22 protein-coding genes and 2 pseudogenes are annotated in these 23,594 nt (G+C 66.2%); 11 read left to right on the top strand and 13 right to left on the bottom strand.

Annotation, left to right across the window (positions count from 1 at the left end):
* The first annotated feature begins 38 nt into the window (after positions 1–38).
* Positions 39–440, top strand: coding sequence for a hypothetical protein (locus ACGLHS_RS01970; RefSeq protein WP_093236954.1), 402 nt, complete (start codon positions 39–41; stop codon positions 438–440).
* A gap of 59 nt (positions 441–499) precedes the next feature.
* Here ACGLHS_RS01970 and ACGLHS_RS01965 read toward each other — a convergent pair whose 3' ends face one another.
* Complete coding sequence (locus ACGLHS_RS01965) at positions 500–943, bottom strand: thioesterase family protein (protein WP_093236953.1); 444 nt, start codon at positions 941–943, stop codon at positions 500–502.
* A pseudogene (locus ACGLHS_RS01960) lies at positions 940–1,267 on the bottom strand (histone deacetylase); the annotation flags it as partial. The gene ACGLHS_RS01965 and the pseudogene ACGLHS_RS01960, both read right to left, overlap by 4 nt.
* 169 nt (positions 1,268–1,436) lie before the next feature.
* Between ACGLHS_RS01960 and ACGLHS_RS01955 the strand changes: the two are divergent.
* Positions 1,437–1,988: a phasin family protein gene (locus ACGLHS_RS01955; RefSeq protein ID WP_124463945.1), complete on the top strand. Its 552-nt coding sequence runs from the start codon at positions 1,437–1,439 to the stop codon at positions 1,986–1,988.
* 240 nt (positions 1,989–2,228) lie between these two features.
* Positions 2,229–2,987: a 3-hydroxyacyl-CoA dehydrogenase gene (locus tag ACGLHS_RS01950; RefSeq protein WP_093236951.1), complete on the top strand. Its 759-nt coding sequence runs from the start codon at positions 2,229–2,231 to the stop codon at positions 2,985–2,987.
* Here ACGLHS_RS01950 and ACGLHS_RS01945 read toward each other — a convergent pair.
* Positions 2,947–3,888, bottom strand: coding sequence for a YihY/virulence factor BrkB family protein (locus ACGLHS_RS01945; RefSeq protein ID WP_394476376.1), 942 nt, complete (start codon positions 3,886–3,888; stop codon positions 2,947–2,949). The genes ACGLHS_RS01950 and ACGLHS_RS01945 overlap by 41 nt on opposite strands.
* A gap of 82 nt (positions 3,889–3,970) precedes the next feature.
* Here ACGLHS_RS01945 and dnaG point away from each other — a divergent pair, with 82 nt between their 5' ends.
* Positions 3,971–6,004, top strand: a complete 2,034-nt coding sequence (gene dnaG, locus ACGLHS_RS01940; protein WP_394476374.1) for a DNA primase — start codon at positions 3,971–3,973, stop codon at positions 6,002–6,004.
* 181 nt (positions 6,005–6,185) lie between these two features.
* Here dnaG and ACGLHS_RS01935 read toward each other — a convergent pair whose 3' ends face one another.
* Positions 6,186–6,458 (bottom strand): hypothetical protein, encoded by a 273-nt coding sequence (locus ACGLHS_RS01935; RefSeq protein WP_256327145.1) that lies wholly within the window; start codon positions 6,456–6,458, stop codon positions 6,186–6,188.
* Between ACGLHS_RS01935 and rpoD the strand changes: the two genes are divergently transcribed.
* Complete coding sequence (gene rpoD / locus ACGLHS_RS01930) at positions 6,451–8,655, top strand: RNA polymerase sigma factor RpoD (RefSeq protein ID WP_394476372.1); 2,205 nt, start codon at positions 6,451–6,453, stop codon at positions 8,653–8,655. The two genes, ACGLHS_RS01935 and rpoD, sit on opposite strands and share 8 nt — an antisense overlap.
* 139 nt (positions 8,656–8,794) lie before the next feature.
* Here the strand turns inward: rpoD and ACGLHS_RS01925 are convergent, their stop codons facing one another.
* The gene (locus tag ACGLHS_RS01925) at positions 8,795–9,970 is read right to left on the bottom strand and encodes a hypothetical protein (RefSeq protein ID WP_093236948.1); all 1,176 of its coding nucleotides are present in this window, start codon (positions 9,968–9,970) and stop codon (positions 8,795–8,797) included.
* 156 nt (positions 9,971–10,126) lie between these two features.
* Here ACGLHS_RS01925 and ACGLHS_RS01920 point away from each other — a divergent pair, with 156 nt between their 5' ends.
* The 3 genes from ACGLHS_RS01920 to sugE are packed head-to-tail and all read left to right on the top strand — an operon-like array spanning position 10,127 to position 12,861.
* Positions 10,127–11,362: a multidrug effflux MFS transporter gene (locus ACGLHS_RS01920; protein ID WP_394476369.1), complete on the top strand. Its 1,236-nt coding sequence runs from the start codon at positions 10,127–10,129 to the stop codon at positions 11,360–11,362.
* A 22-nt stretch (positions 11,363–11,384) separates the two neighbouring features.
* On the top strand, positions 11,385–12,521 hold the full coding sequence (locus ACGLHS_RS01915; RefSeq protein ID WP_394476367.1) for an HPP family protein: 1,137 nt from the start codon (positions 11,385–11,387) through the stop codon (positions 12,519–12,521).
* Between the two features lie 19 nt (positions 12,522–12,540).
* Positions 12,541–12,861: a quaternary ammonium compound efflux SMR transporter SugE gene (sugE, locus tag ACGLHS_RS01910; RefSeq protein WP_394476365.1), complete on the top strand. Its 321-nt coding sequence runs from the start codon at positions 12,541–12,543 to the stop codon at positions 12,859–12,861.
* Between the two features lie 13 nt (positions 12,862–12,874).
* Here sugE and ACGLHS_RS01905 read toward each other — a convergent pair whose 3' ends face one another.
* From ACGLHS_RS01905 to ACGLHS_RS01895, 3 genes are read right to left on the bottom strand one after another with little or no spacing between them, the layout of a single operon-like run.
* A complete protein-coding gene (locus ACGLHS_RS01905) occupies positions 12,875–13,861 on the bottom strand; it encodes a tripartite tricarboxylate transporter substrate binding protein (RefSeq protein ID WP_394476362.1) in 987 nt (328 codons plus the stop codon).
* Between the two features lie 39 nt (positions 13,862–13,900).
* Complete coding sequence (locus tag ACGLHS_RS01900; RefSeq protein ID WP_394476360.1) at positions 13,901–15,109, bottom strand: CaiB/BaiF CoA transferase family protein; 1,209 nt, start codon at positions 15,107–15,109, stop codon at positions 13,901–13,903.
* Entirely contained in the window at positions 15,106–16,074 is a 969-nt protein-coding gene (locus ACGLHS_RS01895; RefSeq protein ID WP_394478145.1) for a hydroxymethylglutaryl-CoA lyase, read from the bottom strand. The genes ACGLHS_RS01900 and ACGLHS_RS01895 overlap by 4 nt, the downstream gene beginning before the upstream one ends.
* Positions 16,075–16,200: 126 nt before the next feature.
* Between ACGLHS_RS01895 and ACGLHS_RS01890 the strand changes: the two genes are divergently transcribed.
* The 3 genes and pseudogenes from ACGLHS_RS01890 (at position 16,201) to ACGLHS_RS01880 (ending at position 18,870) form a co-directional block, all read left to right on the top strand.
* Positions 16,201–17,109: a LysR substrate-binding domain-containing protein gene (locus ACGLHS_RS01890; protein WP_394476358.1), complete on the top strand. Its 909-nt coding sequence runs from the start codon at positions 16,201–16,203 to the stop codon at positions 17,107–17,109.
* A 133-nt stretch (positions 17,110–17,242) separates the two neighbouring features.
* A pseudogene (locus ACGLHS_RS01885) lies at positions 17,243–18,136 on the top strand (MBL fold metallo-hydrolase); the annotation flags it as partial.
* Positions 18,130–18,870, top strand: a complete 741-nt coding sequence (locus ACGLHS_RS01880) for a DsbA family protein (protein WP_394476356.1) — start codon at positions 18,130–18,132, stop codon at positions 18,868–18,870. The pseudogene ACGLHS_RS01885 and the gene ACGLHS_RS01880, both read left to right, overlap by 7 nt.
* 24 nt (positions 18,871–18,894) lie before the next feature.
* On the opposite strand, the gene ACGLHS_RS01875 is transcribed toward ACGLHS_RS01880, so the two are convergent.
* The 5 genes from ACGLHS_RS01875 to ACGLHS_RS01855 all read right to left on the bottom strand — a co-directional run bounded on the left by ACGLHS_RS01875 (position 18,895) and on the right by ACGLHS_RS01855 (position 23,533).
* On the bottom strand, positions 18,895–19,599 hold the full coding sequence (locus tag ACGLHS_RS01875) for an ABC transporter ATP-binding protein (protein ID WP_394476353.1): 705 nt from the start codon (positions 19,597–19,599) through the stop codon (positions 18,895–18,897).
* Positions 19,592–20,353, bottom strand: a complete 762-nt coding sequence (locus tag ACGLHS_RS01870) for an ABC transporter ATP-binding protein (RefSeq protein ID WP_394476351.1) — start codon at positions 20,351–20,353, stop codon at positions 19,592–19,594. The genes ACGLHS_RS01875 and ACGLHS_RS01870 overlap by 8 nt, the downstream gene beginning before the upstream one ends.
* Positions 20,350–21,348, bottom strand: a complete 999-nt coding sequence (locus ACGLHS_RS01865; RefSeq protein ID WP_394476349.1) for a branched-chain amino acid ABC transporter permease — start codon at positions 21,346–21,348, stop codon at positions 20,350–20,352. The genes ACGLHS_RS01870 and ACGLHS_RS01865 overlap by 4 nt, the downstream gene beginning before the upstream one ends.
* On the bottom strand, positions 21,349–22,221 hold the full coding sequence (locus ACGLHS_RS01860) for a branched-chain amino acid ABC transporter permease (RefSeq protein WP_093236938.1): 873 nt from the start codon (positions 22,219–22,221) through the stop codon (positions 21,349–21,351).
* A gap of 139 nt (positions 22,222–22,360) precedes the next feature.
* Entirely contained in the window at positions 22,361–23,533 is a 1,173-nt protein-coding gene (locus ACGLHS_RS01855; protein WP_394476347.1) for an ABC transporter substrate-binding protein, read from the bottom strand.
* Positions 23,534–23,594: the final 61 nt, after the last annotated feature.

Raw genomic sequence — 23,594 nt, 5'->3', positions numbered from 1 at the left:
GCAACACCGAATTCAACAACTCCGAAGGAAAGATTCCGATGAAGAAACATCTGCTCATGCTCGCCCTCGCCTCCACCTGTTTCGTCGCCACGCAGGCCAGCGCGATGACCAAGGACGAATACAAGGTCGCCAAAGAGAAGATCGAGGCCGACTACAAGGTCGCCAAGACCCAGTGCGACACGCTGAAGGACAACGCCAAGGACGTCTGCCAGAAGGAAGCCAAGGGCAAGGAAGACGTGGCCAAGGCCGAGCTGGAACAGCAATACCAGCCGAGCGACAGCCATGCCCGCAAGGTGGCCGAAGAAAAGGTGAAGGCCACCTATGAAGTCGCCAAGGAAAAGTGCGACGACCAGAGTGGCGCGGCCAAGGACGCCTGCGTGAAGCAGGCCAAGGCCGACGAGGCCCAGGGCAAGGCCGACATCAAGGCCATGAAGAAGTAATCATCGCGACCCGATGACTCACCAAGGCGGCGTCCATGGGCGCCGCCTTTCTTCTTGCGTCAGGCCTTCAGCGAATCGACCACCTGCTGGAGCGCTTCGGGCAATTGCACGGGGCGCTGCGTGACGCGGTCCACATAGACATGCACGAAGTGGCCCTGCGCGGCCGCGGTCTCGGCGCCTTCAGCGAAGAGCGCGATTTCATAGCGCACGCTCGACCGCCCGGCCTGTGCCACGCGGATGCCCGCTTCCACCGTCTGCGGAAAGGCAATGGGCGCGAAGTAGTTGCACTGCGTCTCGACCACGAAGCCGATGGTCTGGCCCTGGTGGATGTCGAGTGCGCCGCGCTCGATCAGCAGCGCGTTCACCGCCGTGTCGAACCAGCTGTAGTACACGACGTTGTTGACATGGCCGTACATGTCGTTGTCGGCCCAGCGCGTCGGGATGCTTCGGAACGCGCGGTAGCTGCTTCGGTGGTTCGGCGTGGGTTTGGTGGCGGAGCTCATCGCGCGGCATTCTGCCAGCGGCGCCAGTACTCGAGGGCAACCTTGAAGGTGCCGACCTGCACCTGCACCGTCTCGGCGATATCGCTGGCACAGCCACCGGCCATGGCAAAGGCGAGCGGCAGGCGACGCTGCCAGGCCCAGTCGAACACGCGGATCGGGCAACTCGACATCGAGGTCGCTCGCTTCCTTGCGGAAGGGAAAGTTCTTCTGGCCGTGCATCGAGCGCGTGAACACCCTGGGGTCGTCGCGAAAGATGCTGGCCGTGCCATTGCCCTGGTGCGCATCGAGATCGACCACCGCCACCTTGAGCATGCCGGCATTCCGCGGTGCGGTCCGGATTTAGAAAGCGGCCTCTAGATTGCTGCAGAGCAACAAAAACCCCTTGCTCGCCAAACTCAGCTGCCTATACTTGAGGCCATGCTGCACCGCAACATGAACGACGAGGCAGCGCAACGTGAATCGACCACTCAATCATCCCTTCTGGAGATCTCAAATGGCTCTGACCGCTGACCAAATCCTCGCCGCTCAAAAAGCAAACCTCGAAACCCTGTTCGGCCTGACCACCAAGGCTTTCGAAGGCGTCGAGAAGCTCGTCGAACTGAACGTGACCGCTTCCAAGGCCGCCCTGGCTGAAGCCGCCGGCACCGCCCAGGCTGCCCTGAGCGTCAAGGACGCACAAGAACTGCTGACGCTGCAAGCCAGCCTGTTCCAGCCCCTGGCCGAAAAGACCGCTGCCTACAGCCGTCACCTGTATGACATCGCCCAAGGCACCGGCGCCGAGTTCTCCAAGGCTTTCGAAGCCAAGGCCTCTGAAGCCCAGCAAGCCTTCGTCGGCCTCGTCGACAGCGCTTCCAAGAACGCTCCCGCCGGTTCGGAAACCGCCGTTGCCGTCCTGAAGAGCGCCGTGGCTGCCGCCAACAACGCTTTCGAATCGGTTCAGAAGGCCGTCAAGCAAGCGTCGGACGTCGCCGAAGCCAACTTCAATGCCGTGTCGACGCAAGCCGTTGCCGCCGCCAAGACCGCGACCGCTTCGCGCAAGCGCTAAGCTGCCGACCACCACCAGTTGTCTCCTTGGGTCCTCACGGATCCAATTCAGGGCCTCATCTTCGGATGAGGCCTTTTTTTTGCGCACTTGTTGCTCGCCCCCAGGCTACGCGCACTTCGTGTCGCTTCTCCAACCCCCTACCGGGGGCAACACCTGAGGCCCGGCAAAGCCGGTTCCTCGGTGTTCTTGGCCTTTGCCTTGCGTCTTCGATAATGCGCGGCTCATCTCAGGAGACTTTCAATGCAGATCGACGGCAAGGTTTTTATCGTGACCGGTGGCGCTTCGGGCCTCGGCGAAGGCGCGGCACGCATGCTGGCCGCGAACGGCGGCAAGGTGGTGATCGCCGACATGCAGGCTGAAAAGGGCGAGGCCGTTGCCCGCGACATCGGCGGCGTGTTCGTCAAGTGCGACGTGAGCCAGGAAGCCGACGGCCAGGCTGCGGTGGCGGCTGCACAGAAGCTCGGCAAGCTCGCCGGCCTGATCAACTGCGCCGGCATCGCCCCGGCCGAAAAGACCGTGGGCAAGAACGGCCCGCACGCGCTGGCGGTGTTCAGCAAGACCGTCACGGTCAACCTGATCGGCAGCTTCAACATGATCCGCCTTGCCGCCGACGCGATGAGCAAGAACGAACCCGAAGCCACCGGCGAACGCGGCGTGCTGATCTCGACCGCCTCGGTCGCGGCCTACGACGGCCAGATCGGCCAGGCCGCCTACAGCGCCTCGAAGGGCGGCGTGGTTGGCATGACGCTGCCCATCGCCCGCGACCTGGCGCGCAACGGCATCCGCAACATGACCATCGCGCCCGGCATCTTCGGCACGCCCATGCTGTTCGGCATGCCGCAGGACGTGCAGGACGCGCTGGCCGCCAGCGTGCCCTTCCCTTCGCGCCTGGGCACGCCCGAGGATTACGCCAAGCTCGCCAAGCACATCATCGAGAACGACATGCTCAACGGCGAAGTCATCCGTCTCGACGGAGCGATCCGCCTGCCTCCCCGCTGAGAGCGGGTTGTTGCGGCGGCGGCTTCGTGCCGCCGCTACGATCCAGCCGCTCGTACTGCGCGATCACCTGGGCCCCGAGCAGCACCAGCGTGGCCGCGATCTCCAGGCTCAGCAACACCACGATGGCCGTGGTGAGCGAGCCATAGACCACATTGACCTGCGACAGCGTCGAGAAATACCAGATCAGCACGCGCCGCGTGGCCTCCCACAGCAGCGCGGCCGTGATGCCGCCCAGCAGCGCATGGCGCAGCGACATCCGGCCGGCGGGCATCACGAGATAGAGCGAGGTCAGCATGAAGATCTCGCCGCCCAGCCCCAGCAGGTAGAGCAACAGGCCCGAAATGCCAGACAGCGACCAACTGCGCCCCAGCAGGTCGACGCTCTCGCGCCCCACCAGTTGCAACGCGCCCGACACCAGCGTGACCAGCAGCAACCCCACGCACAGGCACAGGATGTAGAGATAGGGCATCGCCACCGACACCAGGAAGTGGCGCTTGTGGTCGGCCTTGCGGTGATGAAAGATCACCGCCATCGCGCTTTCGAGCACGCTGAAGGCGAGCGAGCTGAAGAAGATCATCGTCACCAGCAGCACCGGGCCCAGCACGTCGCGATGGTCCAGAAAGCTTGAGAGCTCCGCCACGATGGCCTTCGACTGCCCCGGCAGCAGCCATTCGAGATATCGGCCGATAGTACGCAGCAATTCCGCCTGCTCGATCACGTGCGACAACGCGATCACGCTCACGATCAGCAGCGGCACGATGGACAGCAGCGCGTAGTACGCCACCGCGCCCGCGAGCAGCAACCCCTGGTTGGCGCGAAATTCCTTGAGCGCATCCCAGATGAATCGAAGCGGATGGCGCAGCATCGGCGCGGCGTGTTGCAGGGGTTTGGGCGTCTTCATTCGTGAATTCCGGTCACGGCCAGTATGCCGTCGGGCCGTGGGCGTTCAGCCGCTTGCGTATGATTTGCCGCTCTTCGCCTACATGACCATCCCCGCTTCATTCATCCAGGAACTCATCGCGCGCGCCGATGTGGTCGAGATCGTCGGCCGCTATGTGCAGCTCAAGAAGGCCGGCGCCAATTTCATGGGCCTGTGCCCGTTCCACGGCGAGAAATCGCCCTCCTTCTCCGTCAGCCCGACGAAGCAGTTCTATCACTGCTTCGGCTGCGGAGTGCATGGCAACGCCATCGGCTTTCTGATGGAGCACGCGGGCATGGGCTTCGTCGAGGCGGTGCACGACCTTGCCGGCCAGTACGGCCTGCAGGTGCCCGAGGACGACGCCTCGCCCGCCGAGCGTGCCCGTGCCGCCAGCCAGCGCCAGAAGCAGGCCACGCTGAGCGACGTGCTCGAAAAAGCGGGCGACGCCTACCGCAAGCATCTGCGGCAGGCGCCGGGCGCCATCGAATACCTGAAGGGCCGCGGCGTCTCGGGCGAGGTGGCCAAGCAGTTCGGCATCGGCTATGCACCGGCCGGCTGGCGCGCGCTGGCCAGCGTGTTCCCCGACTACGACGATCCGTTGCTCGCCGAAAGCGGGCTGGTGATCGTCAACAACGAGGAAGGCCAGCTCAGCGAGAGCGAGGCCAAGCGCTACGACCGCTTCCGCGACCGCGTGATGTTCCCGATCCGCAACGTCAAGGGCGAATGCATCGGCTTCGGCGGGCGCGTGCTCGGCGACGAAAAACCCAAGTACCTGAACTCGCCCGAAACGCCCGTGTTCAGCAAGGGGCGGGAGCTTTACGGCCTGTACGAAGCCCGTTCCGCTTTCCGCGACCGTGGCTATGCACTCGTGACCGAGGGCTACATGGACGTGGTCGCCCTCGCCCAGCTCGGCTTTCCGAACGCGGTGGCCACGCTGGGCACGGCCTGCACGACGGAGCACGTGCAAAAGCTCTTTCGCTTCACCGAATCGGTGGTGTTCAGCTTCGACGGCGACGCCGCTGGCCGGCGCGCCGCACGCAAGGCGCTCGACGGCGCGCTGCCCTACGCCACCGACGTGCGCAGCATCAAGTTCTTGTTCCTGCCGGCCGAGCACGACCCCGACAGCTTCATCCGCGAACACGGCGCAGAGGCCTTCGCCCGCTTCGTCGCCGAAGCCACGCCGCTGTCGCGCTTCATGCTCGAAGCCGCCCGCGAAGGCTGCGACCTAACCACCGCCGAGGGCCGCGCGCACATGACCAGCAACGTGCGCCCGCTCTGGAGCGCCATGCCCGACGGCGCGCTCAAGCGTCAGTTGCTGAGCGAGATCGCGACGCTGGTTCAGCTCGACGCGCCCGCGCTGTCGGACCTCTGGGCCTCCACGCCCGGCCCGCGCAAGGCCGGCGGCGCACCCGCGCCGCAGCGCCATAGCGAGCCATCCGGTCATGGCGGTGGCGGCGGCTCGGGCAGCGATGGCGATTACTACCCGGACATGCCCCCGCCGCAGGACTTCGAGCCGCCTCGCTATGAAAGCGATAGCAAGCCCAAGTTCCAGCAGCGCAAGTTCACCAAGGGCAAGCGCTGGGGCGGCAAGTTCGAGGAGCCCATCGAGCCCCTGCGCGGACGCGGCGCGCCACCCAGCCGACCCGACGTGGCGGTGCGGCTGCTGCTGTCGAACATGGCGCAATGGGATGCGCTGTCGCACGAGCTTCACCTGATGCTGTGCGACCTGCCCGGATCGCACGGCGCGCTGTTCACCTGGCTCGACAGCCAACTGCACGAACACGGCGTCCAACCGTGGGCAGCTTTGCGCGAAGGCATGCGCGGGCTGGACTTCGAGGGCCTGGCCCAACGGCTGATGAGCGTCTCCGAAGCCGGCCCGGTTCCAGAAGGCGAAGAAGAACAACACATGGCCGACGCCGCCAAAGAACTTAATAGCGTGCTCGACTTCATGCTCGAGGAACTACTTAAGAGACAAGAAAACGAGGCACTTGCGACCGTTGGCACAGATCCCAATGCCTTGGAGCGCTTTAGGACCATCCAGGCACGCCGATTGGAATTGCGCAAACGCCTGCGCGCCTCCGGTACAGAAACTGCTTGAAATTCCCGCAACACGCTATAATGTAGGGCTTCGCAACTGGCGAAATTAGGCAAGAGCGACAGCAGCACCTCCGGGCCGACCCCTAGCGCAACGCACTCCAACGGTAAATTCCGGCGGAAAGGGTCAATAACCGCAAGGACTGCATACCAAATGTTCGCCCGACATCTTGCCTGTTGAGGAATTACTTCCTCTTTCCCAATTGTTTTGTCCGTGCCTGTGCACGGGCTGTGGTGGCGTTGTCCAAAGGACGGCGCGCCTGTGATTCCGCTTGTCTTTTCTTGCCGTAACGAGGTCGTATGCCCAGTTCAAAGAAGCCTGCCATTTCACTTGCCAAAAGCGTCGCCACCAAGCCCGCAACAGAAAAACCGTTGAAAGCCGGCGCGAAGCCAGCAACTAAGACGGGTGCCGCCGCGTCCAAACCGGCAGCCGCAACGAAAGTGAAAACCGTGCCCACGAAATCGACCTCTCTCGACGATCCCAAAAAAGCTGCCGCCAAGACGGTTGCTGCCGCCCCCGCCGCCAAGAAAGTCGGCCGCCCGCCCAAGGCCGCCGGCGCTGCCGCACCTGCCACCGGCGCCAAGCGCGGCCGCAAGCCGAAGGCCGGCAATGAAGCCGCCGAGAGCGACATCGATCTGTCGGACATCGAAGAAGACCTGGCCGGCGAAGAGCCGGCGGCTGCAACGACCACCGAAGAGAAGGTCAAGCCGCTGCGCATGAAGATCAGCAAGGCGAAGGAACGCGCCTTGATGAAGGAGTTCGGCCTCGACGAGACCGTGCTCTCCGAAGAAGACCTGGCCAAGCGCCGCTCGCGCCTGAAGACCCTGATCACGCTGGGCAAGACCCGCGGCTACCTCACGCACGGCGAAATCTCCGACCACCTGCCCGACAAGCTGGTCGACGCCGAGACCATGGAAGTCGTGGTCACCATGCTCAACGACATGGGCGTGGCGGTGTACGAACAGACGCCCGACGCCGAAACCCTGCTGCTGAACAACACCGCGCCCACCGCCACCACGGTGGAAGAAGCCGAGGAAGAAGCCGAAGCGGCCCTGTCCACGGTGGACAGCGAATTCGGCCGCACCACCGACCCGGTCCGCATGTACATGCGCGAAATGGGCACGGTCGAGCTGCTGACCCGCGAAGGCGAAATCGAAATCGCCAAGCGCATCGAAGGCGGCCTGATGGCCATGATGGAAGCCATCTCGGCCTCCCCCGCCACCATTGCCGAGATCCTGCGCCTGGCCGCTGAAATCCGCGAAGGCAAGGTCGTCATCTCGACCATCGTGGACGGCTTCTCGAACCCCAACGAGGCCGACGACTACGTGGCCGAAGAAGACTTCGACGAATTCGACGAAGAAGACGACGACGACGGCAAGGGCGGCTCCAAGGCCCTGACCAAGAAGCTCGAAGAACTCAAGCGCGACGCGCTCGAGCGTTTCGACCGCATCGCCGCCATGTTCGAGAAGGTCCACAAGATCTACGACAAGGAAGGCTACGGCACGCCCGCGTACGAGAAGGCCCAGCAGGCCCTGTCGGACGAGCTCATGACCATCCGCTTCACGGCCAAGACCATCGAGAAGCTGTGCGACCTGGTGCGCACGCAGGTGGACGACGTCCGCAAGAAGGAACGCGAGCTGCGCCGCATCATCGTGGACAAGTGCGGCTTCCCGCAGGACGAGTTCATCCGCGACTTCAGCGGCTACGACAAGAACGGCAACCGCATCGCGTCGAACCTGCTGAACCTGAAGTGGGTCGAGAAGCAGGCCGCCGCCGGCAAGCCCTGGAGCGCCGTGCTCGCGCGCAACATTCCGCCGGTGCAAGAGCTGCAACAACGCCTGGCCGACATCCAGTCGCGCGTGGTGGTGCCGCTCACGCAGCTGAAGGACATCAACAAGCGCATGAACGAAGGCGAGTCGTCTTCGCGCGATGCCAAGAAGGAAATGATCGAGGCTAACCTGCGCCTCGTGATCTCCATCGCCAAGAAGTACACCAACCGCGGCCTGCAGTTCCTGGACCTGATCCAGGAAGGCAACATCGGCCTGATGAAGGCGGTGGACAAGTTCGAATACCGTCGCGGCTACAAGTTCTCGACCTACGCCACGTGGTGGATCCGCCAGGCCATCACGCGCTCGATCGCCGACCAGGCGCGCACCATCCGCATCCCGGTGCACATGATCGAGACGATCAACAAGATGAACCGCATCTCGCGCCAGCACTTGCAGGAGTTCGGCTTCGAGCCCGACGCCGGCATCCTGGCCGCCAAGATGGAGATCCCGGAAGACAAGATCCGCAAGATCATGAAGATCGCGAAGGAGCCGATCTCGATGGAAACCCCCATCGGCGACGACGACGATTCGCACCTGGGCGACTTCATCGAAGACAGCAGCAACACGGCGCCTATCGAAGCCGCGATGCAGGCTGGCCTGCGCGACGTGGTCAAGGACATCCTCGACTCGCTGACCCCGCGCGAAGCCAAGGTGCTGCGCATGCGCTTCGGCATCGAAATGTCGACCGACCACACGCTGGAAGAAGTCGGCAAGCAGTTCGACGTGACCCGCGAACGCATCCGCCAGATCGAAGCGAAGGCGCTGCGCAAGCTCAAGCACCCCTCGCGTTCGGACAAGCTGCGCAGCTTCATCGACACGCTCTGAAGCCCGAGGCCCGGCACCCGTCGCAGTGCCGGTATCGCCTCTCGAAGGACAAAGGCCCGGAACCGCATCGCGCGGTTCCGGGCCTTTTCTTTTGTCGATGCGCGATCCGTTGGCCCAGCCTCTGGGCACGCGCCACAGGTCAGAGCGCCGCCAGACCTTCCACCAGCGCCTGCCGATCCAGCTTGCGCTGCTCGCCACGTGACCACGCGAAGATGTCGTAGCCATTGCTGAAGAGCACCGTGCCATCGGGCGCGAGATCGAAGTGCGCGACATGCGACGCGACCACGCGCGGGCTGGCGCGCCGCCCTTCCTGTGCGATCAGCTGCCACGAGCCCGGCACGAGGTTGCCCGCGTACTGCGGGTCGTTGCGCACCTTCGACAGCTCGATCATCCGGCCGTGCAGCCACAACTGGCCCAGGTCCTGGTCCAGCTCAGGCGTGCGCGGGCCGCCGGCCGAACGCAGCGGCTCCTTGCCGTAGATCATCGAGAAGAAATTGAGATAGCCGAAGATCGCCTTGCCCAGGCGCAGCGGCATCATCAGCGTGTCCTTGACGACGCCGCCCGCGCGCTCGTGCGCCGGCTTCTCCACCGGCCGGCGGATGGCGTAGAGCGTGCCATCGGCCGCGATGCGCGGAACGATGTAGTCCCACTCGGGGTCGTCGAGCAGGCTGTCCATCTGGGCGCTCTTGTAGTCGAGCCAGTTCACCGTTGAATGCGCCATCGCGACGACCATGCCGTTGCCCGGATGTCGCGCCACGCCGCACGACTGGTAGACCAGGGTCGAGGCCGCGCCCGGCATCACGGCCGGCGCGGCATCGAGGCTGTCGCCGCCGGTGATGGCGCCCTTGGCATTGCCTTCCTCGTCGAACACCTCCAGCTGCGCGGTGCCATCGGGCTGCCCGATGGACAGCACCAGGTGGCGGGTCTCGGGCACGTAGGCCATGCCGAGGATCGGCGTCTGCTGCCGATGGAAAAGCCGTATCTCGCGCTTGTCGTCCAGCTCGTAGCGGAACAGGCCGACGGTGCGTCCCACGCTCAGCACGTAGTAGATGGTGCGCGGCCCGCCCATGCAGACGTGATGAAAGCGCGCCGGTGCCATCGCACCGCCCCCGCCACCGCGGCCCCACAGCGCGGCACCTGAAAGCATGCCCTTCGACTCCTCGCGCTCGGCGTGCTTCCAGGAGGTGGTGCGGCGGCTGTCGGCCTCGCGCTGGATCAGCTCACGCGCAAACGGCGATTCGATCTGGACCGGCGCGGCCTCCCCGCCGCGCAGCCACAGCTCGCCATTGGTGATCGACAAGAACTCCTGAGCCATTCGTTGTCCTTCTTTCTTCAAGGCATTCAGCCGCGCAGTTTAGGGCGAACAGGCCCTGGCACACGGCTTCATCCACCGCCCGGCGCGTCTGCTACGCTTGCACCCCTTCGGTGCGTGTCGTGCGCACCCCCTCTTTCTCCCGCCCTCCATCGATCCATGAATCCCGACGCCGACAAACTCTGGCAGGCCCCGCGTTGGGCGCTGGCCGTCCTGCTGGCGGTGCTGGGCATGCTCGGTCCTTTCTCGATCGACACCTACATCCCGGCGTTCTCGGGCATCGCGCGTTCCATTGGGGCCACGCCTGCCGAGATGCAACAGACGCTTTCGGCCTACCTGTTCGGCTTCGCGTTCATGAACCTGTTCCACGGCGCGCTGTCGGACAGCTTCGGGCGCCGGCCGGTGGTGCTGTGGGGGCTGGCGGTGTTCACGCTGGCCTCGCTGGGCTGCGCGCTGTCGCAGACCATCACACAGCTCGTGCTGTTCCGCGGGCTGCAGGGCCTGTCGACCGGTGCCGGCATCGTGGTGTCGCGCGCGGTGATCCGCGACATGTTCCCGCCCGCCGAGGCGCAGCGGGTGATGAGCCAGGTCACGATCTACTTCGGCGTGGCGCCGGCCATCGCGCCCATCGTGGGCGGCTTCCTGTTCGTGCACGCGGGCTGGCATGCGGTGTTCTGGTTCCTGGTGGCCGTGGGCGTGGTGCTGTTCACGGCCAACTACAAGCTGCTGCCCGAGACGCTGCACAAGGACCACCGCCAGCCCTTCCAGGTGCGCCACCTGATGCGCGGTTACTGGGACCTGTGCTCCGATCCGCGCTTCCTGCTGCTGGCCTTCGCCAGCGGCGTGCCCTTCAACGGCATGTTCCTCTACGTGCTGGCTGCGCCGGCCTTCCTGGGCGACCACCTCGCGCTGCAGCCGCAGCAGTTCTTCTGGTTCTTCCTGCTGACCATCGGCGGCATCATGCTCGGCGCACGCGCCAGCGGACGCATGGCCGGCAAGGTGGCGCCGAAGCGGCAGATCCGCGACGGCTTCCTCATCATGCTGGTGACCTCGGTGGTCAACGTGGTGGCCAACACCTTCTTCCAGGCGCACGTGACCTGGGCGCTGTGGCCGCTGGCGGTGTTCGCCTTCGGCTGGGCGCTGATGGTGCCGGTGGTCACGCTGCTGGTGCTCGACCTGCACCCCGAGCGGCGCGGCATGGCCTCGTCGCTGCAGGCGGTCATCGGCTCCACCGCCAACGGCGTGGTGGCCGGCGCGATCGCGCCGCTGGTGATGCATTCGACGCTCGCGCTGGCGCTGACCTCCATGGGCATGCTCGCCATCGGCCTGGTCGCCTGGGTGTGGTTGCATGGCCGCTGGCCCGACATCGGGCGCCGGGTGGCCACCGAAGGCTGAAGCGGCGGAAGGCACGGGTTCGATGCGCCTCGCTTCCTCATTCCTGAACTACGCGCGCGCCTGGCTGCCGGGCCGCACCACCGTCGATGCGCGCGAGCGCCTGCGCGCCATGGGCGGCGCGGCACTCGGCCTGCTGATCACCGCGCTGCTGTGCCGCTGGCTGGCCGGCGTGCTGGGCCATAACGCGGTATGGCTGATCGCGCCGCTGGGCGCCAGCGCCGTGCTGGTGTTCGCGGTGCCCGCCAGCCCGCTGGCCCAACCCTGGTCGGTCATCGGCGGCAACACGCTGTCGGCGCTGGTCGGCATTGCCTGTGCGAACTGGATTCCCGATCCGGCCCTGGCGGCCGCCGTCGCAGTCGGCGGCGCCATCGGGCTGATGTTCGCGGCACGTTGCCTGCATCCGCCCGGCGGCGCGGCCGCCCTGCTCGCGGTGCTGACGCACACGACGCATTTTTCTTCGGCGTTCTTCCCCGCCTTCACGAACTCGCTGCTGCTGGTGCTTGCCGGCGTGGCCTACAACTCGCTCACCGGCCGGCGCTATCCGCACGTGCAGGTGGCACGCCCGCCCGCGGCCGACGCCCGCTTCAGCCAGGCCGACATCGACGCGGTGCTGGCCCGCTACAACCAGGTGCTGGACATCAGCCGCGACGACCTCGAATCACTGATCCAGCAGACCGAGCTGGAGTCGTACAAGCGGCGCCTGGGCACGCTGCACTGCGCAGACATCATGTCGGCCCAGCCCATCTCGGTGGAGTTCGGCACGCCGCTGCAAGAGGCATGGGCGCTGATGCACGAGCGCCGCATCAAGGCCCTGCCCGTCACCGACCGCACGCGCCGCGTGGTCGGCATCGTCACGCAGGCCGACTTCTTCCGGCAGCTCGACCTGCAGCACCACGAAGGCATCGCCGGCAAGCTGCGCGACCTGATCCGCGCCACTCGCACCGTGATGTCGAACAAGCCCGAGGTGGTCGGCCAGATCATGACGCGCCAGGTGCGCGTGGCCAGCGCCGACCGGCCGGTGGTCGAACTGGTGCCACTGTTCTCCGAGGGCGGCCATCACCATATCCCCATCATCGACAGTGAAAAGCGGCTCACCGGCATGATCACTCAGTCGGATTTCGTGCGTGCCCTCTACCGTGCCGTACGGCCGGAGATGTGAAACTTTTCAAGGAGCGCACATGGCGTGGGTCGTGTTGTTTTTCGCGGGTCTGCTCGAAATAGGCTGGGCCATCGGCCTCAAGTACACCGAGGGATTCACCAGGCTCTGGCCATCGGTCGGCACGGCGCTCTCGATGGTGCTCAGCGTGGTGCTGCTGGGCTGGGCGATGCGCTCGCTGCCCGTGGGCACGGCCTACGCGGTATGGACCGGCATCGGCGCGGTGGGCACGGTGATCCTGGGCATCGTGCTGTTCCATGAGCCGGCCAACGCGGCGCGGCTGATCTGCGTGGGCCTCATCGTCGCGGGCATCCTGGGGCTCAAGCTCACGAGCCAGGCTTGAACCCCGGCACTACTTACTCCAGGACCACGTTCGCCTTCTTCACCAGCGCCGCATAGCGCGCCGCCTCGCTGCGAAAGTAGCTGGCCGCCTGCCCGGGCGAAGTGGGCTTGATGATGTTGCCCTGCTTGTCCATGGCCTCTCGCACGTCGGCACTGGTGAATGCCGCGACCACTGCGTCATGGACGCGCTGCACGTCGGCCGCCTGCATCTTCGGCGGCCCGATCACCGCGAACCAGCCTTCAATGCCGTAGTTCGGCAGGCCTTGCTCGGCGATGGTCGGAATGTCGGGGGCTGCGGGCGAGCGCGCCGGCCCGCACAGGCCGATGGCGCGCAGCGCACCGCTTCGGATGTGCTGCTGCACGGCCGGCAACGCGACCACGCCCATCTCGACCTGCCCCGCGATCATGTCGGTCACCATCGGACCGGTGCCCTTGTAGGGGATGTGCCGCGCCTTCACGCCGGCCTCGTCCATGAACATCTCGCCCGCCAGATGGATGATGGTGCCGTTGCCCGACGATGCGTAGTTGTAGCCCTCGGGCTTGGCGCGCAGCAGCGCCACCAGCTCCTTCACGTTCTTCGCCGGCAGTTTCGGATTGACCAGCAACACCAGCGGCGTGGCGCCCACCACGCTGATCGGCGTGATGTCGTTGATGGCATCGAAGGGCATCTTCTTGAATACGCTGGGGTTGATGACGTGGTTGTTCGACACCATGCCCAGCGTGAGCCCGTCGGGTGCCGCCTTGACGATGGCCGACGCACCGGTGATGCCGCCCGCCCCGGGCAGGTTCTCGATGACCACCGGCTGCCCGAACGATTTGCCGAGCGCGACGGACGCTGCGCGCACGATGGTGTCAACGCCCGAGCCGGCGCTGATCGGCAGGATGAATCGGATGGGTTTGTCGGAGCCCTGCGCAAGCGCGGGACATGCCGCCAGCGCAGCGGCTGCTGCGCCGAAGCCAATGGCGGTGCGGCGGCTCATCAGGGGAAGAATCCGGGTCATCGTGTTGTCTCTCTTTATGGTTTTGAAAAATCTCTGCGCTCAGCCCACGGCCGCATCGGCGTGCAGCGCGTCCACCTGCGCGCCGCCATAACCAAGCTCGGCCAGCAGTTCGCGGGTGTGCTCGCCCAGCGTCGGCGGATTCAGGCGCACGCCAAGGCGTTGCCCGCCGAGCGTGATCGGGAACAGGGTCGTCTGCGCCATCTGGCCAGCGCGCTCGCCGTCCGGCAGGCGGATGTCCGCCAACCCGCCGGTGGCCTTCAGGTGCGGGTCGTCGTACAGGTCCTCGGGCCGGGTGATCGGCGCGAAGGGCAAGCCGTGTGCCTCGAAGATGGCGGACAACTCCGCCGCCGAGCGGTCGGCCAGTCGCAGCCGCAGGTCCGCCAGCAGCGTGGGCCGCAGGCGCACCCGGTCGTTGTTGGTGCCCAGGGCGGCGTCGGTCTTCAGGTCGTTGAAGCCCAGCGCATCGCAGAACACCTTCCACTGCGCATCGCTCACCGCGGCCAGGAAGATCTGCTCCCCGTCTTTCACGGTGAACACGTCGTACAGCGCCCAGGCTGAGATGCGCTCGGGCATCGGCGCGGCGGCCTGCCCGGTGATGGCGTACTGCATCATGTGCTGGCCGACCAGGAACACGTTGTTCTCGAACAGCGCCGATTGCACCTCCTGCCCCTTGCCCGTCTCGGCGCGCTGCATCAGCGCGGCGATGGCGCCGATGGCGCCGAACATGCCGCCCATGATGTCGTTCACGCTCGTGCCCGCGCGCAGCGGATCGCCCGGGCGGCCGGTCATGTAGGCCAGGCCGCCCATCATCTGCACCACCTCGTCGAGCGCGGTGCGGTGCTCATAGGGGCCGGGCAGGAAGCCCGTGTGGTTCACGTATACCAGCCGCGGGTTGAGCTTGCCGAGCGCGGCATAGCCCAGGTCGTACTTGTCCATGGTGCCGGGCCGGAAGTTCTGCGCCACCACGTCGGCGGTGGCGCACAGGCGCAGCGCCGCTTCGAGCCCCTGCGGGTTGCGCAGGTCGAGCGCAATGCTCTTCTTGTTGCGGTTGAACATCGGAAAGAAACCCGCGCCCGCGCCCAGCAGGTGCCGCGTGCGGTCGCCCTCGATCGGCTCGACCTTGATGACCTCCGCCCCCAGGTCCGCCAGCACCATGCCGCAGGTCGGGCCCATGACCATGTGGGTGAACTCGACCACGCGGATGCCGGCGAGCGGCAGGCGCCTTTCTTCGGTCGGCGCCGCGCTCATGCCGCCACTCCGGCCGTGGGCACGAAAGTCTTCGGAAAGCCCGCGCGCCACACGGTGCCTTGCAGGGTTTCGCCGTCCAGCCAACCGGCCACGCGCTGGCGCAACTCGAGCAGCCGGGGCAAATCGACGCCGGTCGCGACCCCCATGCTCTCGAGCATGAAGACCAGGTCTTCCGTGTCGACATTGCCGCTGGCACCGGGCGCATGCGGGCAGCCGCCGATGCCGGCCAGGCAGGCATCGAAGCGCGTGATGCCGACCTCCAGAGCGGCATAGACATTGGCAAGGCCCAGACCGCGCGTGTCGTGGAAGTGGCCGCACCAGAGCCGGTTGCCCGCGATGCGCAACGCGCGCTCGAACAGGCTGCGAACCATCGCGGGATCGGCATAGCCGACAGTGTCGGCAAGGCTGACGCGATCGGCGCCCGCATCGAGCAGCGCCTGCATCAGCCGCAACGCCTCGTCGAACGCGACATGGCCCTGGATCGTGCAGCCGAAGGCTGTGCCCACGCCGCCTTCGATCAGCGTCTTCGAGCCCGCCGCATCGCGCGCGGCCCGGATGCGGCCGACCTCGGCCACCACCTCGTCGGGCGTCTTGCGCAGGTTGGCAAGGCTGTGCGCATGGCTGGCCGACAGCGGCACGACCATCAGGTCGGCCTCGCCCTCGATGGCCCGCAGCGCGCCCTTCAGATTGGGCACCAGCACCGACGCGAAAAGCCCCGGCAGCGTCTTCGCATACGCCAGCAGTTCGGCGGTGTCCGCCAGTTGAGGCAGCAGGTGGGCGGGCACGAAGGAGCCGACCTCGATCTCGCGCTGACCCGCCGCATGCGCGGCGCGAATCCATTCGCGCTTGTGCGCCGTGGGCAGCACGCGCGCAATGCTCTGGAGGCCATCGCGCAGCCCCACTTCACGAACAACCGCGCGCGGCGGCAAGAAGGCATGCGTGGCAGGCGCCCCAAAAGCTTCGATCAAGAGACTGTCTCCGTGGGTGATTTGCCGCCGATATTAGGATTTCCCATCGGATTCAGAAGGTAGATTTTGGAAGCCGATCAGTTCCAAAATGGAACACCACATCCACCGGCCCACCACACGCGCATGAGAGACCTCGACCTGACCACCCTTCGCCTGTTCGTCTCCGTCTGCGAAACGCGCAGCATCGCGCGCGCCGGCGAGCAGGCCAGCATCGTCGGCTCGGCGATCAGCAAGCGCCTGGCGCTGCTCGAAGAGACGGTCGGCACGCCGCTGCTGCTGCGCAAGCGCCGCGGCGTGGTACCGACGCCGGCCGGCGAAACGCTGCTGGAGCACGCCCGCGCCATGCTCGGCAGCGCCAACCGCATCGAGCGCGACATGGCGGCCTATGCCGGCGGCGCGCGCGGGCATGTGCGCATCCTGGCCTCGGCCTCGGTGATGGCCGAGTCGCTGGCCGAAGACGTTGCCGACTTCCTGCAAGACCCGGCGCACCGCAACATCCGCGTCGACATGGAAGAGCGCGTGAGCCCGGAGATCGTGCGCGGCATCCGCGAAGGCAGCGCGTCGATCGGCCTGTGCTGGGACGCCGCCGACCTCGAGGGGCTGGAGTCGCGCGGCTACCGCACCGACCACCTGGCCATCGTCGCGCATCCCTCGCACCCCGTGGCGCAACACGGCCATGTGCGCTTCGAGCAGGTACTCGACCATGAATTCGTCGGCATGCCCGCGCTGAGCGCCGTGCAACTGATGCTGGCGCGCGAGGCGGCGGTGGCGGGCAAGCCGATGGTGCACCGCGTGCTGGTGTCCAACTTCGATGCGGCGCTGCGCGTGGTGCGGGCCGGGCTGGCGATCAGCGTGGTGCCGGCGGAAGTGGCGCGGCCCTTCACCGACGCCTACGGCCTGCGGCTGATGCCGCTCACCGACGCCTGGGCGCGGCGCCGGTTCGCGATCTGCTTTCGCGATGAAGCGACGCTTTCGCCCTCGGCGCGTTTGCTGGTCGCGCACCTCGAACGGCGCGCGACCGACGCGCCCTGAGTTGCCTGATTCGTCCGAAAAGAGAAACTATCCATTGCGATGGAGCGGGTTTTTATTTCGTTTCCCGCAACCTAACATTCGAGGCTCATTCGACGCTGTCACGCCTTCCACCTTCCAACGAAAGACCATCATGTTGTTCCGCAGAGCCCTTCTTTCCGCCGCCGCCCTCGCCGCCACGCTGAGCCTCGCCCCGCTGGCCGCCCAGGCCGCCGAGCCGCTCAAGCTCGACGTGTACAACCCCGGCGCCAAGTCGATGTTTCCGGTGTCGTCCGAGCTGGTCACCGGCCAGACCGACGCCGTACTGATCGACGCACAGTTCCAGCGCAACGACGCCGAAGCGCTGGTGCAGAAGATCAAGGCCAGCGGCAAGAAGCTGACCACGGTCTACATCAGCCACAGCGACCCCGACTACTACTTCGGCCTCGACGTGATCCAGGCCGCCTTCCCCGACGCGAAGATCGTCGCCACGCCGCAGACCGTGGCCGCCATCCAGGCCTCGAAAGACGGCAAGCTCGCGCACTGGGGCCCGATCCTGAAGGACAACGCGCCCAAGGCGCTGGTCGTGCCGCAGCCGCTGACCGGCGACAGCATCGAACTGGAAGGCCGCAAGATCCAGGTCGTCGGCCTCGACGGCCCCACGCCCGAACGCAGCTTCGCGTGGATTCCCTCGCTCAAGGCGGTGGTCGGCGGCATTCCGGTGTCGGCCAACATCCATGTGTGGGTGGCCGACACGCAAACGCCGCAATCGCGCCGCGACTGGATCAAGACGCTGGACCGCATCGCAGCCCTGCACCCCAAGACCGTGGTGCCCGGCCACTACCTGCCGAACGCCAACGGCTCGGCGCCGTACACGGTCGCTTCGGTGAAGTTCACGCGCGACTACCTGAAGGCCTTCGAGGTGGAAGCGAACAAGGCCAAGGACTCGGCCGCGCTCATCGCCGCGATGAAGAAGCGCTACCCGAAGCTCGAAGACGCCTCGTCGCTCGAACTGGGCGCCAAGGTCATCAAGGGAGAAATGAAATGGCCGCAGTGAACGAGGCTGCGAACGCGGTCACGCTGCACTACATCTTCGATCCGCTCTGCGGCTGGTGCTATGCCGCCGCGCCGCTGGTCGAAGCCGCGCGCAGCGTGCCGGGCCTGAAGGTCGCGCTCCACGGCGGCGGCATGATGACCGGCGCCAACCGGCGCCCCATCACGCCGCAATGGCGCGACTACGTGATGCCGCACGACCGCCGCATCGCCGAACTCACGGGCCAGCCTTTCGGCGAGGGCTACTTCGAAGGGCTGCTGCGCGATACGGGCGCGGTGATGGATTCCGAGCCGCCGACCACCGCGATCCTCGCGGCCGAATCGCTGCGTGCGGGTGGCGGGCTCGACATGGCCCATCGCCTGCAGCGCGCGCACTATGTCGAAGGCCGCCGCATCGCCGATGCGGATGTGATCGCGGCACTGGCCGTCGAACTCGGCTTCGATGCCGAGGCCTTCGCCGTGTCGTTCAAGCAGCTCTCGGGCGAAGCGACCGCGAAGCACATCGCGGAAAGCCGCCAGCTGCTGCAACGCGCGGGCGGCCAGGGCTTTCCGACCTTCGTGCTGACGCAGCCCGATGGCAGCGCCGGCCGCGTCGACATCGGCCCCTGGCTGGGCCGCGCGGAAGACTGGAAGGCGCAGCTCGCCGAATTCGTCGGGCCGTCGCAAGTAGCGGCCGCTGCAGGCACCGACACAACGCCGCCGATGTGCGGCCCCGACGGCTGCGCGATCTGAAGGCCTGAGGGCTGCGAAGGCCCGCTAGCGCGCCACGCCCAGCAGCCGGTCGAGCACCTCGGGCTGGGTGCGCAGCACCGCGGCCTTGTCGGTGTGCACGATGGTCCCGTGGTCCAGCACCACCGCCTCATCGGAGATCGCAAGGATCGCCTGCGGATGCTGCTCCACGATGATCGCGGCCAGCCCTTCGTCCTGCGTGATGCGGCGGATGGCGCGCAGCAGCTCTTCCACGATGATCGGCGCCAGCCCTTCGAGCGGCTCGTCGAGCAGCAGCAGCTTCGGGTTCAGCACCAGCGCGCGGCCGACGGCCAGCATCTGTTGCTCGCCGCCTGAAAGCTGCGTGCCCAGGTTGGTCTTGCGTTCGGCCAGGCGCGGAAACATCTCGTAGACGCGCTGCGGATTCCACTTGCCCGCCCGCTCCACCGCCGTCAGGTTCTCGTGCACCGTGAGCGACTTGAAGATGTTGCGCTCCTGCGGCACCCAGCCGATGCCGGCCGCGGCGCGCTGGTGCGGTGCCAGCTTGTGCAGCGCCAGCCCACTCAGCGCGATGCTGCCGCCGTGCTGGCGCGTCGCGCCCGCCAGCGTGTTGATCAGCGTGGTCTTGCCGGTGCCGTTGCGGCCCAGCAAGGCCAGCGTCTGGCCTTCGCCGAGCGTGAAAGCCACGTCGTGCAGCACCACGGCCTCGCCGTAGCCGGCGCTCAGGTTTTCTATTCGCAGCAGTTCAGACATGGGCGCTTTCTCCGTGGCCCAGATAGACCTCTTTGACCTTCGGATCGTTGGCGATGGTTTCAGGATCGCCCTCGGTCAGCAACGTGCCGTTGACCAGCACGGTCATGCGGTCGGCAAAGCTGAAGACCAGGTCCATGTCGTGCTCGATCAGCAGCACCGACACGTCGGCCGGCAACGCGGCCACGGTCTGCAGCAGCTCTTCGCGCTCGCCGGCCGGCACACCCGCGACGGGTTCATCCAGCAGCAGCACGCGCGGCTCGCAGGCCAGTGCAATGGCGATCTCCAGCAAGCGGCGCTTGCCGTAGGCCAGATGCTTGACCTGCTGCTTCGCCACGTCGCTCAGATGGAACTGTTCGAGCAGTTGCGTCGCACGTTCGGCCACCGCCTTGCTGGAGCCCAGCGGACGCCACCACTGCGCACCGATGCCCTGGTGCTGCGACACCACGAGCGCCAGCGTTTCAAGCGGCGTCATCGAATCGAACAACTGGTTGATCTGGAAGGTGCGCACCAACCCGCGCGCCACGCGCTTGTGCGGCGCCAGGTTCGTGATGTCTTCGCCGAGCAGCGTGATGCGGCCTTCGGTCGGCGTGAGCACCCCCGTCAGCTGGTTGATGAGCGTGGTCTTGCCCGCGCCGTTGGGACCGATCAGCGCGTGGCGTGCGCCGCGCTTCAGGTCCATCGTCACGTTGTTGGTGGCCGTGATGCCGCCGAAGCGCATCACCAGCCCATGGGTCGAGAGCACGGTATCGCTCATGCCGCACCGCCCTTCTTCTTGCCGGCGCCGAACCAGGTCCAGGGCTTGAGCAGGCGGTCGCGCCCCACGAGCACCAGCAGCACCAAAATCAGCCCGATCCAGAACATCCAGTACTGCGGCGTGACGGCCGACAGCCAGGTCTGCAGCAGCTTGAACACGATGGCGCCGGCCACACCGCCATACAGCCAACCCACGCCGCCGATGACCAGCATCAGCAGCACGTCGGCCGAGCGGTCGAAGGCCAGCACGTCGAGCGAGGCGAAGCCCGTGGTCTGCGCCAGCAGCGCGCCGGCGGCACCGGCCACGCCGGCGGCGATGGTGTAGACCGTCGCGAGCCGCGACACCACCGGGATGCCGATGGCCATGGCGCGCAGCCGGTTGTCGCGAATCGCCTTGAGCGTGGCACCGAACGGCGAATGCACCAGCCGGCGCATCAGCAGGAACAGCACCAGCATCACGGCCAGCGAATACCAGGCGGCTGTGCGGCCGTACAGGTCGAAGTCGAACAGGCCGAGCACCGGCCCCATCACCACGCCCTGCAGGCCATCGGCACCACCGGTGAGCCAGTCGAGCTTGTTGGCCAGTTCGAGCAGCAGCAGCGCGGTGCCGAGCGTGACCATCAGCCGCGTGAGATCGCTGCCGCGCAGGATCGTCACGCTCGCCACGAGCCCCAGCACGGCCGACAGCACGGTCGCCACCACGAGGCCCACCGTCGGGTCGGGCATGACCAGCTTGGCGAACAACGCCGCCGCGTAAGCACCGAAACCGAAGAACGCGGCATGGCCCAGCGACACGATGCCGGTGTAGCCCAGGATCAGGTCGAGCGACATCGCGAACAGCGCGACGATGGCGATCTCGTTGACCAGCAGCGAATGCGAAGGCATGAACAGCGGCAGCGCGAAGGCCACGGCCCACACCACGAATTCAAGCGGACGCCAGCGCGCCTTGCGCAGCAGCGCCGACTGGAAATCGACCGAAGAAGAAGGCGCGCTCATTCAACGGCCCCCTTTGCGCGTGAACAGGCCTTGCGGCCGCCACATCAGGATCAGGATCATCAGCAGGTAGACGGTGAACGCCCCCATCTTCGGAATGAAGTACTTGCCCGCCACGTCGGCAATGCCGAGCAGCAGTGCGGCCGCGAGCGGCCCGGTGATCGACGAGGTGCCGCCGACCGAGACCACGATCAGGAAATAGATCATGTACTTGAGCGGGAAGGTCGGATCGAGCCCGAGAATTTCCGCGCCCAACGCACCGCCCAGCCCCGCAAGGCCGGAGCCCACGGCAAAGGTCAGCAGGAACACGATGTTCACGTTGATGCCCAGCCCCGCCGCCACGCGCGGGTCGTCGACCGCGGCGCGCAGCCGGCTGCCGAAGCGGGTCTTCGACAGGATGAGCTGCAGCACCACGGTGAGCACCGCGCACACGCCGATGATGAACAGGCGGTAGTGCCCCATGCCCAGCAGGAAGGCGCCGTCGCCGATCTCGGTGCGCCCGCGCAGCCACTCGGGCAGTTGCACGTTCTGCTGCGAAGAGCCGACGAAGTAGTCGATGGCGGCCACGGCCATGAAGGCCAGGCCGATGGAAAACAGCACCTGGTCCAGGTGCGACTTGCCATACATCGGCCGGTAGAGCGTGCGTTCGAGCAACGCCCCGGCCAGTGCGACGACGATGAATGCGAGCGGCAGGCAGGCCAGGAACGGCACGCCGAACTTCTGCATCGCGAACACCGTCAGGTAGCCGCCCGCCATCGCGAAGGCACCGTGCGCAAGGTTGATGAAGTTCATCAACCCGAGCGTCACGGCGAGCCCGACTGCAAGCACGAACAACAGCATGCCGTAGGCGATGCCGTCAAAAAGAATGGTCAACATATCAGCTACTCACACAATGGCTGCGCATCGCGGTCTGTTCGGGAAACACCGAGGAACCGGCTTCGCCGGGCCTCAGGTGTTGCCCCGGTGGGGGTTGGCGAAGCGACACGAAGTGCGCGCAGCCTGGGGGCGAGCCTTGTTACTTCGCCTTGCCCGGGTCCTTCACGCTCTTGATCACGTCGAACTCGACGTTGTAGAGCTGGCCGTCTTTCTTCTCGACCTTGCGCAGGTACACGTCCTGCACGATGTCGCGCGTCTGCGCATCGATCAGCACCTGACCGCGCGGGCTCTCGAAGACCTGGCCCTTCATGGCCGCCAGCAGCGCTTCGCCGCCGCCCTGGCCCTTGGTGGTCTTGAGCGCTTCGTAGATCACGCGCATGCCGTCATAGCCGCCCACGGCCATGAAGTTGGGGCGCATCTTCGGGTTGGCCTTCTGGAAGGCTTCGACGAACTTCTTGTTCATCGCCGAGGGGTGCGCGGCCGAGTAGTGATGCGAAGTGACCACGCCGAGCGCGCCGTCGCCCATGTCGTTGAGTTGATCGTCGTCCGTCACGTCGCCGGTGGCGATCATCTTGATGCCGGCCTTGTCCATGCCGCGCTCCAGGAACTGCTTCATGACCGCAGCGCCCGCGCCCGAGGGCACGAAGACGAACAGCGCATCGGGCTTGGCATCGCGCACCTTCTGCAGGAACGGCGCGAAGTCGGGGTTGCGCAGCGGCACGCGCAGCTTCTCGATCACCTTGCCGCCGTTGAGGATGAAGCGCTCGCTGAAGAACTTCTCGGCGTCGTTGCCGGGGCCGTAGTCGGCCACCAGCGTCACGACCGTCTTCACGCCGTTCTTGGGTGCCCAGTCGCCCATGGCGACCGACACCTGCGGCAGCGTGAAGCTCGAACGGATGATGTAGGGCGATGCCTCGGTGATGCTCGACGTGGCGGCGGCCATCACGACTTCGGGCGTCTTCGACTGGGTGGCGATGGGCGCCACGGCCAATGCGAGGGGCGTGAGGCCGAAGCCGGCCAGCACGTTGACCTTGTCGTTCACCACCAGCTCTTGCGCCAGGCGCTTGGTCACGTCGGGCAGGCCGGTGTCGTCCTTGACGATCAGCTCGATCTTCTTGCCGGCGACGGTGTCGCCGTTCTGGGCCATGTACAGGCGCGCCGCGGCCTCGATCTGGCGGCCGGTGGAGGCCGACTGCCCCGTCATCGGGAGGATCAGGCCGATCTTGAACTTGTTGTCCTGGGCACTGGCCAGGGACATGGAAAGCGCAAGCGCCGAGAGGGCTGCGGTCTGGATGAGATGGCGCCTTTGCATGGAAATCTCCTTAGGGGGCGGGAAACGGAACCGGGGCTATTTTCAACACTTTGCAACATTC

The organism is Variovorax sp. VaC1 (assembly GCF_043658315.1).
In the GTDB taxonomy this organism is placed as follows: domain Bacteria; phylum Pseudomonadota; class Gammaproteobacteria; order Burkholderiales; family Burkholderiaceae_C; genus Variovorax.
This window is presented reverse-complemented; position numbering and strand designations above follow the sequence as displayed.